12 protein-coding genes, 1 pseudogene and 1 riboswitch are annotated in these 18,938 nt (G+C 46.0%); all 13 genes and pseudogenes read left to right on the forward strand.

What is annotated here, in order from left to right; all coding sequences use genetic code 11:
* Nucleotides 1-971 precede the first annotated feature (971 nt).
* The 13 genes and pseudogenes from J6I68_RS00240 (at nt 972) to J6I68_RS00300 (ending at nt 18,937) form a co-directional block, all read left to right on the forward strand.
* Nucleotides 972-3,698, forward strand: coding sequence for a hypothetical protein (locus J6I68_RS00240; RefSeq protein WP_292216230.1), 2,727 nt, complete (start codon nt 972-974; stop codon nt 3,696-3,698).
* Between the two features lie 106 nt (nt 3,699-3,804).
* Nucleotides 3,805-4,007, forward strand: a riboswitch (cobalamin riboswitch).
* A 713-nt stretch (nt 4,008-4,720) separates the two neighbouring features.
* A pseudogene (locus tag J6I68_RS00245) lies at nt 4,721-5,794 on the forward strand (sirohydrochlorin cobaltochelatase); the annotation flags it as partial.
* Nucleotides 5,748-7,394, forward strand: a complete 1,647-nt coding sequence (locus J6I68_RS00250) for an ABC transporter substrate-binding protein (RefSeq protein ID WP_292216234.1) — start codon at nt 5,748-5,750, stop codon at nt 7,392-7,394. The pseudogene J6I68_RS00245 and the gene J6I68_RS00250, both read left to right, overlap by 47 nt.
* Before the next feature lie 10 nt (nt 7,395-7,404).
* The gene (locus J6I68_RS00255; RefSeq protein WP_292216236.1) at nt 7,405-8,985 is read left to right on the forward strand and encodes a cobyric acid synthase; all 1,581 of its coding nucleotides are present in this window, start codon (nt 7,405-7,407) and stop codon (nt 8,983-8,985) included.
* Nucleotides 8,982-9,608, forward strand: a complete 627-nt coding sequence (locus J6I68_RS00260) for a precorrin-8X methylmutase (protein ID WP_292216238.1) — start codon at nt 8,982-8,984, stop codon at nt 9,606-9,608. Before J6I68_RS00255 ends, J6I68_RS00260 begins: the two co-directional genes overlap by 4 nt.
* An 18-nt stretch (nt 9,609-9,626) precedes the next feature.
* Complete coding sequence (cbiD, locus tag J6I68_RS00265) at nt 9,627-10,820, forward strand: cobalt-precorrin-5B (C(1))-methyltransferase CbiD (protein ID WP_292216240.1); 1,194 nt, start codon at nt 9,627-9,629, stop codon at nt 10,818-10,820.
* Nucleotides 10,821-10,834: 14 nt separating this feature from the next.
* Nucleotides 10,835-11,596, forward strand: a complete 762-nt coding sequence (gene cobM, locus J6I68_RS00270; protein ID WP_292216242.1) for a precorrin-4 C(11)-methyltransferase — start codon at nt 10,835-10,837, stop codon at nt 11,594-11,596.
* The gene (locus J6I68_RS00275; RefSeq protein ID WP_292216243.1) at nt 11,596-12,615 is read left to right on the forward strand and encodes a FecCD family ABC transporter permease; all 1,020 of its coding nucleotides are present in this window, start codon (nt 11,596-11,598) and stop codon (nt 12,613-12,615) included. Before cobM ends, J6I68_RS00275 begins: the two co-directional genes overlap by 1 nt.
* Nucleotides 12,605-13,666 carry an ATP-binding cassette domain-containing protein gene (locus J6I68_RS00280; RefSeq protein WP_292216245.1) on the forward strand — a complete coding sequence of 354 codons (1,062 nt, stop codon included), beginning with the start codon at nt 12,605-12,607 and terminating at the stop codon, nt 13,664-13,666. Before J6I68_RS00275 ends, J6I68_RS00280 begins: the two co-directional genes overlap by 11 nt.
* A complete protein-coding gene (locus tag J6I68_RS00285; RefSeq protein WP_292216247.1) occupies nt 13,644-14,726 on the forward strand; it encodes a cobalt-precorrin 5A hydrolase in 1,083 nt (360 codons plus the stop codon). Before J6I68_RS00280 ends, J6I68_RS00285 begins: the two co-directional genes overlap by 23 nt.
* Nucleotides 14,727-15,512 (forward strand): precorrin-3B C(17)-methyltransferase, encoded by a 786-nt coding sequence (gene cobJ, locus J6I68_RS00290; RefSeq protein WP_292216249.1) that lies wholly within the window; start codon nt 14,727-14,729, stop codon nt 15,510-15,512.
* Between the two features lie 12 nt (nt 15,513-15,524).
* Nucleotides 15,525-17,585 carry a precorrin-6A reductase gene (gene cobK / locus J6I68_RS00295; protein WP_292216251.1) on the forward strand — a complete coding sequence of 687 codons (2,061 nt, stop codon included), beginning with the start codon at nt 15,525-15,527 and terminating at the stop codon, nt 17,583-17,585.
* A gap of 8 nt (nt 17,586-17,593) precedes the next feature.
* Nucleotides 17,594-18,937, forward strand: a complete 1,344-nt coding sequence (locus tag J6I68_RS00300; protein WP_292216253.1) for a cobyrinate a,c-diamide synthase — start codon at nt 17,594-17,596, stop codon at nt 18,935-18,937.
* Nucleotide 18,938: the final 1 nt, after the last annotated feature.

Here is an 18,938-nt window from a genome sequence, read left to right on the forward strand (position 1 = left end):
ATGTTCATGGCCTTCGGAAGGGGCCCCTTAAGTTCTACGGTCCGGATGCTCCCTGCCCTGGTTTTGCTGATTGTTTTTGGTTTTGAGACATTAGCCGCAAACGCCATTTTCAAACGCTCCATGCAGTTTTTTTATCGCATGTGAGAGAAAGCCAGCAGGGCAGGTGAAGTTTTTTCATCATAATGGTCATACGGTGCGCAGCACCTGCAGGAAATAGTAAAAGCCCATATCCAAGCTCGAGGAGTTTGGATATGGGCTTTTCTTATTTCCTTACCGCTCGCCACAGCGAGCGATGACCATTATGAGCCGTAGTTCTGTGATCTGCCCTGCGTGAGCGGTCGAGCATGCGTAATCGAGAAAAAACTGCAGGAGAGTTTAAGAAAAGTTTCGTTTGCGGATAGCGAAAAACTGAAAATAATAGTAAAGCCGGGGCAGGGAGCACCTACTCACCGTGGGCAGAACTTAAGGGGACTTCCGAAGGCTCATGAAAAAAGCGGCTCCCTCTCAATGTCTCAAAAGTATGAACTTATGGGGAGGGCAGTATGGCCTAAGGGTTGGTGGTGGCGGCGCCCTGAAAGGAAAGACCCGGAGTGGGCAGTCTGGTGGCGGAGGCGCCAACTAAGCCACCCAGTGGCCTGGCGGCAGAGCTGACAACAGAACCGTCCCCCTGTCAGGTTGCGCGCAATAAGACAGTAGAACCGTCCCCGTGTCTTGTTTTTGCTAAAAAATAAGAAACTGTAAACACTTACATTGTTTTCCATAAACTAATCATAAAGAAAAAGAGTGCGATAACTGCTATATCTTAAACGATTTCGAAAAAATATTAACGAAGTCTAAAGTGGGAATTAAGCCTTCGTAAAATGACAAAATTTTGGTCAAATATGATGGTTCATATGATTTTGGTGGGTGTAAAGTTGCACTTGTGTTAAACAGAAAACAAAAAAACAAGATTATTTATGAGGTGGATGAAAATGAAAAAGAACAATGTAAAGTCACAGATGATCAGGGTTGCAGCATTTGGTTTAAGCATGAGCATGGCTTCACAGCCTGTAGTTGCTTTTGCTGCTGAGGAAAATGAAAGCGCTTTCAACAATACGGAAGAGATCACACTTGATCAGGAAACAAATTCAACTGAAGAGTCAGCTGCTGAGGAAGCTGTTAAAGAGTATCAGGAACAGACAGACGAGGTTGCAGCAGAAGTAAGTGATGTAAACGATGCAGTTGATAATCTTATAGAGAAGAAATACGAAAAAGAAAACAGCAAGGTTGATACTTACAGAGATGAGCTGAACACAGCAAACGATGCTATTTCGTCAAGCGACAACATCATTGAAAGCGACATCGAAAAGCTTGAAGAGATAAATGAAGAGCTTAAGGATGGAACAATCGAAGCTGGTGCCATCGTAGCAGAGAACAGCAAGAACGTTAAGGAAGCTAAGGACGAGCTTACAGAAAAGAGTGCTGAGATTGATGCAGCTACTGAGGCAATCAAAAATGCTTCAACAATTTCTGAGGCAAATGCTACTTATGATAAGGTAGAGGAGCTTGCAAAAGAGGCTGAGACTTCTTATGAGGAAGCAGCTAAGAAGTCAGAGGAGCTCACAAAGAAGTTTGAGGAAGCCCAGAAGGCTGTAGAAGAAGCACAGGCTCGCTATGAAGAGGCAAATGCAAAGACTTCTGAGGATCTTGAGGCTGCAAGAGCTGAGCTTGCTGATGCTCAGAGAAACCTTGAGCTTTTACAGAATGAGGCAGACAAGGCAATTGAGAACGCCAAAGAAGAGCTTGAGGATGCCAAGGATGCAGCAGAGGCTAAGGTAGAGGCAGCTGATAAGAAGTACGAAAAGGCTAAAGAGGATCTTCAAAAGAAGAGAGAAGTAGTAAAAGAGAAGCAGGAAAAGCTTGAGGAAGCTAGAGATGAAAAGGATGTAGCAAAGAAAAAGGTAGAAGATATCAAGGAAGCAATCAAGAAGGCTGGACAGGGCCTTGATCCTGCAGAAATTGCTGAGCTTGAGTACCAGCTTGCTCTTGCTGAAAGTGCTCTTCAGACTGCAGAAGAGAACTACGATGATGTAGTTGAGGATGTAGAAGAGGCAAGAATTGCCAGCGAGGAAGCTGCTAGTGTAGAAGAGAGTGCAAAGAAAGCTGTAGAAAAGGCTCAGGCTAAGTATGATGAGCTTTCTGCAAAGGTAACAAAAGAGCAGAGAGCTGAGGCTGCAAAGATCACAAAAGATCTTGACAAGGCCAATAAGGAACAGAAAAAGTCTCAGAAGAACCTTGAAAAGGCACAGAATGCAATTGTGAAGTTAAGTGAGGATTACAAGAAGACTTTTGCGAATATGAAGGAGGCAGCTGCAAAGCTTTACGACAAGGATACAAAAGCTAAGGATAAGGAGAAGCTTGCAAGGAAGGTAGCAGATTATAATAAGCGTCTTGATCAATACTTGGAGGATATAGATGCAAATCAGGTAATTGTAAACACTGAATCTGAAAATATAAGAAAGAATCAGGTTGCAATAGCTGACCTTCAAAGAGAATACGATGAGAAAGCAAAGCCTGTCATCGAGGAAGCAGCTGCTAAGACAAAGTTTGATAAGAAGAACGAAGCATATGAGCAGGCTAAATTAACTGCAGAGACCAAGAAGCTCGCTTATGAAGCAGCAGCACAGGAGCTTGCAGACTACGAAGAAGATATGGAAGCTCTTAAAGAGGAAATTACTGACCTCAAGGAAGAGATCAATGCTGCAAAGGGCGATACAACAGAGCTTGAAAAAGAGCTTAAGAAGGCAGAGAAAGAGCTTAAGAAGGCAAACGACAACGTAGATAAGGCTAAGAAGGCTCAGAAGAAGGCTTCTGAGGCTAAAAGGAAGGCTGCAGATTATGCCAACAAGGTAAAGAAAGAAGTAATCGCTGCTAATAAGAAGGCACAGGCTGATATCAAGAAGGCAGAGAAAGCTTATGCAGCAGAGGAAGCAGCATATAACCAGCTCATTGATGAGGCTGATGATGCTCTTTCAGAGGTAGAGAAGGCTCAGGCTAAGGTAGATGATCTTGAGGATAAGATTGCTGACCTTGAGAGAACTATGCCTGGTGTATCAGAGAAGAAGAGCATGGACCTCTTTGTACTTGAGGCTCTTAAGGGAGAGCTTGAAACTGCAAACAAGGACCTTGCTGACAAGAAGACAATTCTTGATGAGATCAACAAGAAAGTAGATGTAGCTAAGGCTGCAAGAGATAAGAGAGTTTCTGACCTTACACCTAAGGGAAGCGATGATGATAACCAGGGCGGAAATGGCAACGGCGAGAGCCAGATTCCTACATTCATCCCTGTAGCTACAAGAACAACAGTAGCACAGACTGCACAGGCTACACCTGTAGTAGCTGCTGCAACAACAGGCAGACAGACAAGAAGAGCAGCTCAGGCTGCAAACGCAGAGGCTAACGCAGATGCAGAGGCACAGAACGCAGTAGCAGCAACAGAGGCAACAACTGATGTAGCAGCTCCTGTTCAGAATACAGAGACAACAGCTCCTACAACAAACATCGAAGATGGCGAGACAGCACTTGCTGCTGAAGTACCTGCTACTAAGAAGTCAGTATTTCCATGGTTCATTGCCGCAATCCTTGCAGTAGTTGGAATATCCACAGAGGAGTACATGAGAAGAAAGCACCTTGCCAAAAAGGCAAAGGACAATAAATAAGCCAACCTCTAATAAATAATCAAATACATAAAACACAGGAAGAGCGGACCTTTTGGGTTCGCTTTTTCTGTTATTATCAGAAAAGTTGTGGTATTATATCAATAATCATATACAGAAAGCGGAAGGTGTCTGCGGGAATTAAGTTTCTGCGCAGGTGAAAAGGGAAGCGGGTGCAAGTCCCGCGCGATCTCGTCACCGTGATTCGTTAGCTTTTTTCATAACCACTGGAGAAGTCCGGGAAGGGAAAAACAGCGCTGCCATGAGGCTGAAACGATCAGTCGGGAGACCTGCCCGTCGCTGCATATGGGAAACCAGGCCACGAGGAATTGGCTATGCGAATGGACTTTGGCAAAAGAAATCTCTTTTGCCGGTATTTGTGTGTCTATTTACAGCCTCTGCCAAAAGCGGAGGTGTTTGTTTATGTGTCAGTTTCTATTTCGCGCCTGGAAAAAAGCCAGTATCTGGCGAGAAATTTGGAGGAAATTATGAAAAAGAAACTGATGACAATTTTACTTGCAACCGTCATGACTTTGAGCATGGTTACTGGTTGCGCTGGGCAGACCGCTGTTGAGCCTGCAGAGGCTACCGAAGAGGTACAGGAAGCTGCCAAAGAGGAAGCTCAAGAGGCTACAGAACCTGCCACAGAGGCAAAAGAGGGCGCTCTTGAAGATGGCGAATATTCGGCCAAGTTCACAACAGATGGATCTATGTTCCATGTAAACGATGCATATAATGATCTTGGAACTCTTACAGTTAAAGATGGTCAGATGACTATCCATGTATCTCTTACATCTAAAAACATTAAAAATCTCTTCCTGGGAACAGCTGAGGATGCCCAGAAGGAAGGCGCTGAGCTCCTTCAGCCCACAGTTGATACAGTTACATATGAGGATGGCACAACTGAGGAAGTTAATGGCTTTGACATCCCTGTCCCTGTACTTGATGAGGAGTTTGATCTTGCTCTTATTGGATCAAAAGATAAGTGGTACGACCACAAGGTTATGGTCTCTCTTGCAGAAGGTGATGACGACCAGGCTGCAGCTGATAACGTAGCAGATCTCATCGATTCTATCTACGTTCAGAAGTGGGATGAGACAACTGATGAGCGTTGTGCAGAAGCTAAAAAGGCCTGGGATGAGCTTACAGATGCTCAGAAAGAGCTTGTTGAGGGCGAGTTTGCTGATCCTGACTACTTTGGAAGAGATACAGGAGATGCGTCTAAGGACGATCCATTAAACCAGGATGATATCGGAGAAAAAGAGCTTCTCGTAGTAAGCTTTGGTACTTCATTTAATGACAGCAGAGCAAATGACATCGGCGGAATCGAGAAGGCCCTGGCAGCTGCATATCCTGACTATTCAGTAAGACGTGCATTCACAGCACAGATCATCATCAACCACATTCTTGCAAGAGATGGTGAGAAGATCGACAATATGGAGCAGGCCCTTCAGAGAGCGGTTGATAACGGGGTAAAAGAGCTTGTTGTTCAGCCTACACATCTTATGCATGGCGCAGAGTACGACGAGCTTGTAGAGGCACTTGATGGCTACAAGGACAAGTTTGACAAGGTTGTAGTTTCAGAACCTCTTCTTGGTGAGGTTGGCGCTGACGCCAAGGAAGTTAATGACGACAAGAAGGCTGTCGCTGAAGCAATCGCAGCAGAAGCAGTTAAGACAGCAGGCTTTGGTTCACTTGCAGATGCAGATAAGGACGGCGTAGCATTCGTATTTATGGGTCATGGAACCAGCCATAAGGCTAAGGTTACATACTCACAGATGCAGTCCCAGATGGAAGAGCTTGAATACAGCAACGTATTTATTGGAACTGTAGAGGGTGAGCCTGAGGAGACAGCCCTTGAAAATGTTATCGAAGCAGTAAAGGCAGCAGGCTACAAGAAGGTTGTTCTTCGTCCACTTATGGTTGTTGCTGGTGACCACGCAAATAACGATATGGCAGGTGATGAGGAAGATTCATGGAAGAGCGGCTTTACTGCCGATGGCTCTTTTGACGAAGTAACATGCCAGATTGCAGGCCTTGGAAGCATTGCAGATGTTCAGAAGATTTATGTGGAGCATACAGGAAGTGCGATTAAGTGATCATATTATAAAAAGATGCAGGCTCGTTCTTGCAGCAATATTTATTCTGATGCTTACAGGATGCGGCAGAGTTCCAGATGGGGAATATGCCGCATCTGTTACTCTTACGGGAGGCAGTGGCAAGGCTTATATCGAGAGCCCTTGCAGCGTCACGGTTTCTGGAAAAGAAATAACAGCTGATATTGTATGGAGCAGCAGAAATTATGACTTTATGATGGTTGACGGAGTAAAGTATGAGCCTGTAAATACGGAGGGGAATTCCGAGTTTGTGATTCCCATTGTCCTTGGAAAAGAGATGGCGGTTTCCGCAGACACAACTGCCATGAGTAAGCCTCATCTTATAGATTACACGCTGAAGTTTGAGATACTTGAAAATGGCAAAGAAGAAGGACAAAGCCAAGATGCTGAAAGCGCCATGGCAGGTGAACAGAGCGGATCTTCGGAGCCATCAGAAACTTCTAAGCAGGTTCTTGATCTTGAAGAAACCGATGCGGACATCCTTAAGTTTATATCTGAAAAACTGGGCATAGGGTACGTGTCTACTGATGAGATGCAGTATGCAACAGGTTTTAAGATATACAGGCTGGAGGATGGATTTGATCTTATTGCGGTCTGCGATGGCAGATATTATCTGGTGATACCGGAAGGAGCCTCAATTTCAGGGCTTCCTGACTTTGGAGAGGGGATAGTATCTCTTTCGCCCATAGGAGATTCTGACACCCAGCTCGTTGCAATCACTCAGCCCCTGGACAGCATATACCTTGCTGCCAGCGCAGTAATGTGCCAGTTTGACGCAATTGGGGCAGTTGATGCGCTAACACTTTCCGGTATTGAGAGGGATGGCTGGTATGTGGAATCTGCGGTAGATGCAATGGACAGCGGATCTCTCCTGTACGGTGGTAAGTACAGTGCCCCTGACTATGAGATGATGCTTGAAAAGGACGTAGACCTGGCTGTTGAAAGCACCATGATCCTTCACAGTCCCAAGGTCATAGAAAAGCTTGAAAAACTGGAGATTCCCACCTTTATCGACTGGTCAAGCTACGAGGACAGCATACTTGGAAGGCTTGAGTGGATCAAGGTTTACGGTCTTCTCACTGGAAAAGAAAAAGAGGCAAAGGAAGCTTTTTTGCAGCAGCAGGACATGATGGAGAAGGTTGACGCTCACTCCCTTGATGGCAAAACAGTTGCGATTTTCTCAGTAAACACAAGGCATCAGATCACCACTAAGAAGGGGAATGACTACCTTGTTAAGATGGTAGAAGCTGCGGGGGGAACATATCTTTTGCCAAAAGGCCTGACTGACGAAGACACCAGGTCCCAGGTAACGATAAGTGTTGAGGCATTTTACGATTATGCCAAGGACGCTGATATCCTGATCTACAACGGAGTTATTGAGGATCCACCAAAGACGCTGGATGATCTGGCAGCCATGGATGGGACATTTGCAGACTATGGGGCTGTAAAGGCCGGGCAGGTGTACGTAACCACAGGTTCCATGTACCAGCTTGCCAGTAGGAGCGGAACGATAGCAGAGAGCATCTATGAAGTTCTTTCCGGAAAAAAGGAAGAAACTGAGTATATCTATAAACTTAAGTGATGGGAGAAAAATGGCTAAGAACCTGATGATACAGGGCACCATGTCAGGTGCGGGAAAAAGCATATTGACGGCAGGGATCCTAAGAGTCCTTCATCAGGACGGCTACAGGGTAGCGCCATTTAAGTCCCAGAACATGGCTCTTAATTCTTATGTCACAAGGGATGGAAAAGAGATTGGAAGGGCCCAGGCGCTACAGGCTTTTGCGGCAGGAATGGAGCCGGACTCTGATATGAATCCCATTCTGTTAAAGCCGACAGGAGAGACTGCGTCACAGGTTATCGTAAATGGTCTTCCTGTGGGCGATATGAGGGCAGCTGATTATTTCAGGAAAAAGAAAGACTACATTCCGGAAGTATTATCTGCCTACGAAAGGCTTTCATCCCGCGCAGATGTAGTGGTGATAGAAGGGGCTGGAAGCCCTGTGGAGATCAACCTTAGGGAAAATGACATTGTAAATATGGGCCTTGCTAAAATGCTTGATGCCCCGGTGCTTCTTGCAGGAAACATTGATCCTGGCGGAGTTTTTGCGCAGCTCCTTGGAACGGTGCAGCTACTTAGCAGCGAAGAAAGAGAGAGGGTCAAGGGCCTTATCATCAATAAGTTCAGGGGAGATAAAAAGCTTCTTGATCCGGGACTTTCCATGTTTAGGGATTACTGCGACATTCCATTTGTGGGAGTTGTGCCCTATGCGGAGTTTGAGCTTGAGGAGGAGGATTCTCTTTCTGACAAGCTTAAGGTTAGCGGCGGTTTTAGAAGCGACATGGCAGGCAGAGATGTTATCAGGATTGCAGTCATAAGGCTTCCTTTTATCAGCAATTACACGGACTTTGATATCTTTGAGAAGATCCCGGAGGCCCATCTTATTTACACTGACTCAGCAGAGGCTGTTAAGGCTGCAGATATTGTGGTCCTTCCAGGAACCAAGAATACCACCGGTGACCTTAAGTGGCTTAGGGATAAGGGACTTGATAAGGCGATGATCGCAGCAAGGGAAAAGAATGCAGTGATCATCGGAATCTGCGGCGGATTCCAGATGCTGGGCAGAAGGATATTTGAGGAGCCCTGGGAGGGGGCTTCAAAGAAACCGGGAAAACCTTTCGAAAAACATGGTGATATGGAGAATTCTGCGCATCTTCAGGGTCTTGGAGTGCTTTCGGTGGATACTGTGTTTAAGGATCAAAAGACCCTGGTTCAAAGTGAAGGCACTCTGTCAGGGGCTGGGGGCGAGTTTTTGGTCCTTAATGGGCTATCCTACAGAGGCTACGAGATCCACATGGGAGTTAGCAGAAACCTGGATGATGGTTGTGATATGCTTTGCGCCTCAGATGCGCAAAGCCTTGCAGGCAGTAGTGGAATGCTGTGCTGCAGTGGAAACGTTCTTGGAACCTACATCCACGGCTTTTTTGACAATGCCAGTGTGACTAAGGCGGTTCTTGATATTGCATCCCGTAAGAAGGGAATTGGGAGCGTATGCGCTGGTCTTGAGGACCTGTGGGTTTATAGAGACAGAGAGCTTGATAAACTGGCTGATGTTGTGAGAAACAGCCTTGATATGGAGTACATTTACAAAGTGATAGAGGGCAAAGTGTGAGTATAAAAAACATTCTTCCTTCAGAAATTGAAAAAGAGAGCTTCAGGATCATAAGAAGTGAGCTTGCGGATAGGGGAATAGATATCCCGGCGGAAGTTGAGCCTACTGTTGTGCGGGTCATCCATACAACGGCTGACTTTGAGTATGCAGATACTATGCGTTTTTCGGAAGGGGCCATTGAAAAGATAAAAAGCGCCTTAAGGTCCGGAGCCCACATAGTAACTGACACGAATATGGCTCTTTCCGGAGTCAGCAAAAAGACTTTGGAGAAGTTTGGTGGATCCGTCCACTGCTTTATGGCAGATGAGGATGTGGCAAGACAGGCAAAAGAGAGGTCTGTTACAAGGGCCTATGTCAGCATGGGAAAGGCGGCCAGGATGGATGTTCCAACCATATTTGCAATTGGAAATGCGCCAACAGCTCTTTTGAGACTGCGTGAGCTCTGCGACAATGAGGAATTTCGTCCCATGGCTATAATTGCAGTTCCTGTGGGATTTGTGAACGTGGTGGAAGCAAAAGAACTTATAATGGAAATGGACATTCCGTATATAGTGAATGTGGGCAGAAAGGGCGGCAGCACTGTGGCTGCAGCTATCTGCAACTCGATCCTGTACAACATGTAGCAGAAAAAGGGGCAGTTTGTGAAGGGGCTTTATATTGAAAAGGGCGGAAAAAAATTAAGATGCGGATACACCACTGGAAGCTGCGCCGCTGCAGCTTCTAAAGCTGCGCTTATCATGCTCCTTGACATGTGCGATGTACGGAACGTTAGGATCGTAACGCCCAAGGGCCCTGAGTATGTGGCGGAGATTGAGGATATAAGACGCGATACCAAGACTAATGCCGTAACCTGCGCTGTCACCAAGGACGGGGGAGATGACCCTGACGCCACAAATGGAATGAAGATATATGCCACGGTTTCGGTTGAGCCAAATGAGTCAAACTGTAACGTCCCCAATGACTCATTGGTTGAAATCGACGGAGGCTTCGGGATTGGCAGAGTTACACGCCCAGGCCTTGACCAGCCTATAGGGAATGCAGCCATAAACTCTGTTCCCAGGAAGATGATCGCAGACAGTATCCTGGAAGTGTTAAAGGAGCGAGGCATCATAGGAGTTAAGGTGAAGGTCCTGATAAGCGCTCCGGAGGGCGAAGAGGTCGCCCAAAAGACCTTTAACCCCAAGCTTGGGATAACAGGGGGCATTTCGATCCTTGGAACCACGGGGATCGTAGAGCCCATGAGCGATGAGGCAATCCTATCTACCATAAAGGCAGAGATCAGCATAAGGCGGGCTGAGGGAAACAGCATATTGCTTATGGCGCCAGGTAACTATGGCCTTAAGTTTTTAGCTGACACCTACGGTCTTTCTGAGGATGCGGCGGTGATGTGTTCCAATTTTGTCTATGATACCCTTTGCTTTGCAAGGGAGGCAGGATTTTCAAAAGTCCTGTTTGCAGGGCACCTTGGGAAGCTTATCAAGGTGGCAGGGGGAGTTAAGAACACCCACTCTGCCTATGGGGACCGCAGGATGGAGATACTTGCTGAGGTGACCAGATCTTTTTTGCCAAAGGGCTATAAAGGCAACCTCATAGAGGATATAGAGGGCTGCGTCATGACAGATGAGGCAGTCAGGCTTATCACTGAGGCAGGAATGAAAGATGAGGTTTTCAAAGAGGTGGCAGAGCGCATAAAGAGAAGCATGGAAGGTTGGATGGACGGCCAGATGCAGGTAGAGACCATCGTGTTTAGCAGCGGCTATACAAAGCTTGTTGAAACCGAAGGCGCCGGTGAGATGATGGAGCGCCTTACAGAGGATCAGGGCAGGAAGGCTTAAGGAAGGCAGGAAATATGGTTCATTTTGTAGGAGCAGGTCCTGGAGCAGAGGACCTTATAACCATCAGAGGAAAAGAGCATCTTGAAAAGGCAGATGTGATCATATATGCCGGATCCCTTGTAAATCCCGGGCTTTTGAAGTGCGCCAAAGAGGGGTGCGCTATCCACGACAGTGCAAGGCTCACCCTTGATGAGGTCATCGATATTGTTAAGAAGGCAGATGGAGAGGGGAAAGAGATCGTCAGACTCCATACCGGAGACCCCAGTATTTACGGGGCTATCAGGGAGCAGATGGACGCCCTTGATGACCTTGGGATCATGTACGATGTGACGCCCGGAGTCAGCTCTTTTTGCGGAGCGGCAGCAGCTCTTAATCTTGAGTATACGCTGCCAACAGTAAGTCAGAGCGTCATCATCACAAGAATGGACGGAAGAACTGCGGTTCCTGAAAAAGAGTCCTTGGAGTCACTTTCAGAGCATGGCTCAACCATGGTGTTTTTCTTATCAGCAGGGGATACAAAAAGGCTCTCAGAGCGCCTTATAGCTGCGGGAAGAAGCGAGGATACGCCTTGCGCCATAGTATATAAGGCCACCTGGCCCGACGAAAAGAAATTCAGGTGCAATCTTAAGACTCTACCTGAGGTTGCAGCTAAAAATGACATAGAAAAAACGGCTCTTATCATAGTTGGAGATGCGGTAGAGCCTTCAGCATATGAGAAATCAAAGCTCTATGATCCGGGCTTTACCACCGGATTTAGAAAAGGGACAGATACCTGATGGAAAAAGAAAGGAAGATAAGGAGAATAATAGTTTTTTCGGCCCTGACGGTACTGGCCATGCTGGGGATTTTTGCCGGCATAGCTATTGGAAATGTCAGCATAAGCTTTAAAGAAGCACTACTGGTGCTGACCGGGCAGGGAGCTGGAAAAAATGCCGCCATCATTACGGACATAAGACTTCCGAGAGTCCTTATGACCTTTATTCTTGGGGGCGGCCTTGCTGTGTCCGGATTTCTTTTGCAGACCTATTTTGCAAACCCGATCGCAGGCCCTTATATCCTTGGAATTTCTTCAGGAGCCAAGATGGCTGTTGCCCTGATGCTGATATTTATCGTGGGATCCACTGGCAGAACTTCCAGCATGATGCTAGTAATGGCGGCATTTGCTGGGGCAGTTATCTCAACTTTTTTCATCATCATGATATCAAGAGCTGTGCGGAATATGGGAATTCTTCTGGCAGCAGGCATTATGATAGGCTACATTTGCAGCGCCATCACGGACTTTTTAATTGCCTTTGCTGACGATTCAGATATAGTTAATCTCCACGGTTGGTCCCAGGGAAGTTTTTCGGGAACGGACATGGGGACTGTGAAATACGCAGCGGTGATCGTATTTACAACGTTTATCCTTGTTATGCTCCTTAGTAAGGCGCTGGATGCCATGAGGCTGGGGGAAACCTATGCAAGAAGCGCTGGAGTTAACGTTAAGGCCTGCAGGGTGTTTGTGATCCTGCTTTCCAGCGTGCTATCTGCCTGCGTTACAGCTTTTGCCGGACCTATCTCTTTTATTGGAATTGCAGTACCTTTCCTTGTAAGGGAACTTTTAAAGTCGTCTAAGCCCATAGTACTGGTACCAGCCAGCTTTCTTGCGGGTTCGGTTTTCTGCATGTTCAGTGACCTTTTGGCAAGACAGCTGTTTGCACCTACGGAACTTAATATCTCGGCAGTGACATCTCTTTTCGGTGCACCGGTTGTCATATACATGATGATAAGAAGAAGGGGGAACCATGAAGCTTAATAGCGCCCAGGCTGGATACGGCAAGAAAATAGTGGTTGATGGCGTTACCCTGGGGATAGGAAAGGGCGAGATCATAACTTTGATTGGCCCTAACGGCGGAGGAAAATCAACCCTCATAAAGAGCATCAGTGGAAGCCTTAAGCTCATTGGCGGAAGCGTTTTTGTTGATGGAAGCGATCTTGCTAAGATGTCCGTAAAAGAAATATCAAGGACCATGTCGGTTGTGACCACAGAGAGGGTAAAACCGGTGCTTATGACCTGCAGGGATGTGGTCATGGCAGGAAGGCTGCCATTTACTGGAGCTATGGGAGTATTTGGGCCTGAGGATGAAAAAGAGACGGCAAAGGCCCTGGAACTTATGAATATCGGACATCTGGCTGATGTGCCCTTTTCCGATATGAGCGATGGTCAAAAGCAAAGGACCCTCATCGCCAGAGCGATTGCACAGAGTCCAAAGTATCTTGTGATGGATGAACCCACCTCCTACATGGATATCAAGCACAGGCTGGAGCTTATGAAGGTTATAAAGGAGCTTAGTGAGAGCGGAATAACAATTGTTATGTCTCTGCACGAGCTGGAACTTGCCCTGGAGGTATCTGACAGGTTATTACTTGTATACGATGATGGTCATGTTCTTGTAAAGACGCCAGGTGAAGTTATCAGTCAGGGGCTTTTAAAAGAGCTCTTTGATCTTGACGAAGAGATGTATAAAAAGGTGGTAACCGGGATCAGTGCTGGCATGGAGGAAAGCACCAATGAGGCGAAACCTGATGTCAAGGCTGCTCCTTCAGATGGCAGAAAGCACTGCACATATTTTGTGAACAGGCAGTGCGAGTATTATCCCTGCCATGAGGTGCCAGATGAGAAGTTTAGCTGTCTGTTTTGCTACTGTCCTTTGTATGGCGCAAAGGACTGCGGCGGAGAGTATTTCGTAAACGAAAAGGGTATAAAGAACTGCAAAAACTGCGGCTTTGTACATGACAGAGACAATTATCCTAAGGTTATAAAAAAGCTAAAGGAGAATATGTATGGAGAAGGCGGAAGTAGGTAAATACAAGTTAATATGCTTTACATCCAAGGGTAGAGAGGTTATGGACAAGCTCTGCGCCAATCTTAGGATCGGGGTAGAAAGATACGTTATGAACAGCCTGATCGCTGGTGGAATGGCAGGTGGCTTTAGCGAAGCAGGCGCTGAGCAGGGTTTGTCTGAGTGGACTAGGAAAGTCTTTAAGACAGGAAATACTCTGATCTTTATTGGTGCCTGCGGGATTGCTGTGAGGGCCATAGCACCATTTATCGAAGATAAGACCACTGATCCCGGGGTTTTGGTAGTTGATGAAAATGCCCGATTTGTTATCCCAATCCTGTCAGGACATCTTGGGGGAGCTGTGGATGAAGCACATACTGTAGCCAGGATCCTGGATGCTCAGGCTGTCATTACAACTGCCACTGACGTAAGAGGTGAGTTTGCAGTTGATGTATTTGCAAAGAACAATGACCTTATCATCAGCGATATGAAGAAGGCTAAGGACTTTACAGCAAGACTTCTTGAGACTGGAAGCGGCTCTTTTTATGTGGACCAGGAGTTTAGAAATGAAATTCTAATTGGAGAAAAACCAGATAATATAATCTTTTCAAAAGAAACGTTTGATATTTATATTTCTCCCTGCGTCTTCCGCGGAGATGCCCTTCGTCTGATCCCAAGATCCATAGTTATCGGAATGGGATGCAGGAGGGGAAAGAGCAGTGAAGATTTGACCTTCTTTGCCTGGAAGTGCCTTAACAGGCTGGGAATAGATAAAAGAGCAATAAAAGCATTGGTATCGGCTGATATAAAAACTGAAGAGCAGGGACTTATAGAGACTGCAGAAGCTTTTGATGCTGAGTTTAAGACTTTTAGCGAGGTGGAACTGGCAAGACAGGTCGGAGACTTTACCGGGTCTGATTTTGTTAAAGAAACAGTTGGTGTTGATAATGTCTGCGAAAGGGCTGTGATGGCATATGGATGCAGCAGGATAATTCTTCATAAAGTTGCAGAGAACGGAATGACATTTGCAGCTGGAGTCCTGCCCAAGGCACTTAACTGGCATTGTATTGATACGGAGAAATAAATGAAATTATATGTTGTAGGAATAGGCCCAGGAAGCATTGACAATATGACCATTAGAGCCAAAAAAGCTCTTGAAGAATGCGATGTGATCGCAGGCTATACAGTGTACTGCGACCTGGTACGGCCCTATTTTCCTAATAAGGAATATATCTCAACTCCTATGATGGGAGAGGAAAAAAGGGTAAAGATGGCCCTTGATAAATGTGCTGATGGAAATAATGTGTGTCTTATCTGTAGTGGAGATGCAGGAGTATATGGCCTGGCTGGCCTTGCTGTTTCCATGGCTAAGGAGTTTAAGGGAGTAGGTACAGATATGGAGGTCGCTGGTAGCGTAGAGCCAGTGCGGGTTGAAATAATACCAGGTGTTACCGCTGCTATCAGCGGAGCGGCTCTTCTTGGAGCGCCCCTTATTCATGACTTTTGCCTCATCAGTTTAAGTGACAGATTAACTCCCTGGGAGCTTATTGAAAAGAGACTTAAACTGGCTGCAGAAGCAGATATGACCATAGTTCTTTATAACCCTGAAAGTAAGGGCAGGGCTGGATATCTAAGAAAAGCATGTGATATTTTACTGAAAATATGTGGTGGCAACAGAGTATGCGGAGTTGCTGGAGAGATTGGAAGAGAAGGTGAGTATTGTCAGGTCATGACGCTTAATGAACTTAGGGATTACAAGGCAGATATGTTTACCACTGTGTTTATTGGCGGCTCTGGCACGAGACAGGTTGGGGAAAGAATGGTGACTCCAAGAGGTTATGAAAGCGAAGTTAAATCTCTTTTACGATAAAAGGAGCAGTTCATGAAGGAAAAGATCCTGATTTTTGGCGGAACTACAGAGGGAAGAGAGCTTGCTGATGCTTTTTCAAAGGCTGGTATACCACATGTAGTCAGCGTTGCAACTGAATATGGAAAAGAGATAGAGTTAAATTCCGGAGAAGAGAGCCTTATAGTTGGCAGGAAAAATAAGGACGAAATAGTATCACTTCTTTCAGATGGTGAGTATTCATTGGTCGTAGATGCCACACACCCTTTTGCAACTCTTGTTTCGTCTGAAATAGAAGTTGCCTGTAGGGAAACAAAAACAGAGTATTTGCGCCTAAAAAGGCCTTTGGATAAATGGGATGAAGAAGGGGCCATTAAGGTGGCCTCTGTAGCTGAGGCCTCAAAGGCGCTTGAAAGCGTTATGGGAAACATTCTCATCTTAACTGGAAGTAAGGATCTAAGTGAGCTTCTGGCCGGGATTTCTGACAGATCAAGAGTTTATGCAAGGGTACTTCCAAGTGTGGATAGTCTTAATAAGTGCCTGGAGGCTGGCCTTTCCGGAAGGCAGATAATTGCAATGCAGGGGCCTTTTTCTCACGACATGAATGTAGCCCTAATAAAGGAAGTTGGAGCCAAGGTTATCCTGACCAAGGAAAGCGGCAGTAGCGGCGGTTTTGAGGAAAAGCTCTCAGCTGCAAGGGAATGCGGCGTAAAGTGTGTGGTAATAGAAAGCCCTGAAAAGGAAGATGTGTCAGATAGGAATTCCTGTAAGTCAGTGAAGGAAGTTCTTGATAGATTACAAATTAAAGACAGCGAGGGAAGTTGTTGTGATCACAGGATAACCTTGGCTGGAATGGGCCCTGGAAGCAGCGACCTTTGGACTCTTGAGTTTTCGGAGGCTCTTAAGGATGCTGATATCGTGTTTGGAGCAAAGACAGTACTTGATGAATTGGTGAAACATGATAATAGCACGGTTTTAGATAGTAGTTACAGGAAGAGCATGGCGCCTTCAAAGGACAGACCATTAGTTTCAGAGTATGATCCTGAGAAAGTACTTGAGTACCTTAAGGAGCATCCTGAGTTTATGAACCCGCTTGTCGTCTACTCTGGGGATATATCTCTTTGCAGCGGCGCAAAAAAAGGCGAAAAGTTCTTTTTGGAAAAAGGCTTTATGGTCAAGAAGATATCTGGAATATCATCGGTAGCTCTTTTCGCAAACAGGTTAGCTCTTTCGCTGGAGGAAACAAAGGTTGTCAGCGCCCATGGCAGGAAGTGCAATGTAAACGGGTTTGCCAAGGAAAATGAGCACCTTATCGTGCTGCCATCTGACATAGAGGATGCAAAAAATATAATAGATAGCCTGGACGCGGTCTGCAGCGTTACAGCGGGAATAAATCTTGGTTCTGACGTAGATAAGACTTCAGGCACTGGCAGCTTAGGTGAAAAAGTCTTTGAGGTGACAGATACAAAGGAACTTTTAAACTGCCAGGGTAAAGTTCTTTTGTATATTCATAATCCCAAGGCTCCTGAAAGAAAGATAAATTCAGGGCTTCGTGACAGCGAAATAACAAGGGGCAATGTGCCAATGACCAAAGAGGACATAAGGGCGTTGTCCATAAGAAGGCTGGGGCTTAAAAAGAACTCGGTCCTTTGGGATGTTGGAGCTGGAACCGGCTCAATATCCATGGAAGCAGCTCTTTTGGACCCTACAATAGATGTCTATGCTGTAGAAAGAAAAGATGAAGCAGTGGGACTCCTTGAGGAGAACAAAAAGAAGTTTGGCCTTTGCAATGTAACTATAGTAAAAGGCCTTGCTCCTGAGGCTTTAAAGGACCTTCCAAAGCCGGATTCTGTCTTCGTTGGAGGGAGCGGAGGAAACCTCGAGGACATCATTGTGGCTGCAAGGAGCGCAAACCCTGATGTAAGCGTAGTTATAAACTGCGTGACGCTTGAAACCATGGCTGAAACCGTGGGAGTTCTCGATAAAAAAGGAATAACTGATGCGGACATTATCCAGGTAAACGTAAGTAGCTACGAGAAAAAGGGCTCTTACCACCTGGCAGATGCCCAAAATCCAGTATATATCATCAGTTTTTGAGGTTGTTTATGAGCAGTGTATGTCCTAGAATTCTCATATGTGCCCCTGGAAGCGGAAGTGGCAAGACCCTTGTTACCTGCGCTATTTTGAGGCTCTTAAAAAAGCATGGCTATGATCCCTGCAGCTTTAAGTGCGGCCCTGACTATATTGATCCAATGTTTCACAAAAAGGTCCTGGGAATCCCATCGGGAAATCTTGACCTTTTCCTTGCTGGGGAAGAAGGCGCCCTCCGAAGCCTTTCTGAGGGGATGGAAGGCAGGGACATTGCAGTAATTGAAGGCGTCATGGGGTTTTACGATGGTATGGGAAAGTGCGAATGTGAAGGCTCTTCCTATGACCTTTGCGTAAGAACAAAGACCCCAGCTATCCTTGTGGTGAACTGCAGGGGCATGAGCAGGTCCATAATCCCCATGATCAAGGGATTTCTTGAATATGGCGCATCTTCAATCATACAGGGTGTTATTTTAAATAACATCTCTCCTATGATCGCTTCGGACATATCTGTCCTTATAGAAAAAGAGCTAAAGATTCCCGTGATGGGATTCCTGCCAAAGCTTGAGGGAGAGGTTCTTAGAAGCAGGCATCTTGGACTTGTGATGCCAGATGAAGTTCCAGAGGTTTTAGAGATCATTGACAGGGTGGCAGATGAGCTTGAAAAGAGCTTTGATTTGGAAAAGTTTTTTGAAATTGCAAGAAGCGCAAAGCCTATAGAATGCAGGGAACTAGAGATAACGCGTGTTACCAATAAGACCATAGCAGTTGCAATGGATGAGGCCTTTTGTTTCTACTATGAGGATAACTTAAGGCTTCTGGAAAAGATGGGAGCCAGGATAAAGCTCTTTTCCCCGATCCATGATGAGCACCTGCCAGAAGCTGATGGCATCATTATTGGCGGAGGCTATCCGGAGCTTCATTTAAAGGAACTGTCCGATAATTTGCCCATGAGAAATGATATAAAAAGTGCAGCAGCGCGCGGGATCCCAATCCTTGCAGAGTGCGGCGGATTCTTGTATCTGAAGGATTCTTTCAGGGATAAGGACGGAAAAGTCTATGAAATGGCAGGTGTTTTGCCTGGCCAGGGCTATATGACGGATAAGCTTACCCACTTTGGATATGTGAGTGTGGCTGCAGCGCAGGATACGCCATATCTGAATAAGGGAGATACTGTAAGAGGCCATGAGTTCCATTACTGCGACACTACAGATAATGGATGCGTCTGCACCATGAGTAAACCAGTTGGTAACAGGTCCTGGGAAGGATATCAGGTCAGTGGAAACGTCTTTGCAGGGTTTGCACATCTGTATTACCCATCATGCCCTGAATTTATAGAGAGGTTTTTGAGAAAGATTTAAG

Source organism: Butyrivibrio sp. (assembly GCF_017940685.1).
Lineage (GTDB): Bacteria > Bacillota > Clostridia > Lachnospirales > Lachnospiraceae > Butyrivibrio.

Coding starts and splice junctions, on each gene's coding strand:
- cobJ (WP_292216249.1), top strand. CDS start 14,727: ATGAAATTATATGTTGTAGGAATAGGCCCAGGAAGCATTGACAATATG.
- J6I68_RS00255 (WP_292216236.1), top strand. CDS start 7,405: ATGGCTAAGAACCTGATGATACAGGGCACCATGTCAGGTGCGGGAAAA.
- J6I68_RS00250 (WP_292216234.1), top strand. CDS start 5,748: ATGTTCAGAAGATTTATGTGGAGCATACAGGAAGTGCGATTAAGTGAT.
- J6I68_RS00280 (WP_292216245.1), top strand. CDS start 12,605: ATGAAGCTTAATAGCGCCCAGGCTGGATACGGCAAGAAAATAGTGGTT.
- J6I68_RS00300 (WP_292216253.1), top strand. CDS start 17,594: ATGAGCAGTGTATGTCCTAGAATTCTCATATGTGCCCCTGGAAGCGGA.
- J6I68_RS00240 (WP_292216230.1), top strand. CDS start 972: ATGAAAAAGAACAATGTAAAGTCACAGATGATCAGGGTTGCAGCATTT.
- J6I68_RS00275 (WP_292216243.1), top strand. CDS start 11,596: ATGGAAAAAGAAAGGAAGATAAGGAGAATAATAGTTTTTTCGGCCCTG.
- cobM (WP_292216242.1), top strand. CDS start 10,835: ATGGTTCATTTTGTAGGAGCAGGTCCTGGAGCAGAGGACCTTATAACC.
- J6I68_RS00285 (WP_292216247.1), top strand. CDS start 13,644: ATGGAGAAGGCGGAAGTAGGTAAATACAAGTTAATATGCTTTACATCC.
- cobK (WP_292216251.1), top strand. CDS start 15,525: ATGAAGGAAAAGATCCTGATTTTTGGCGGAACTACAGAGGGAAGAGAG.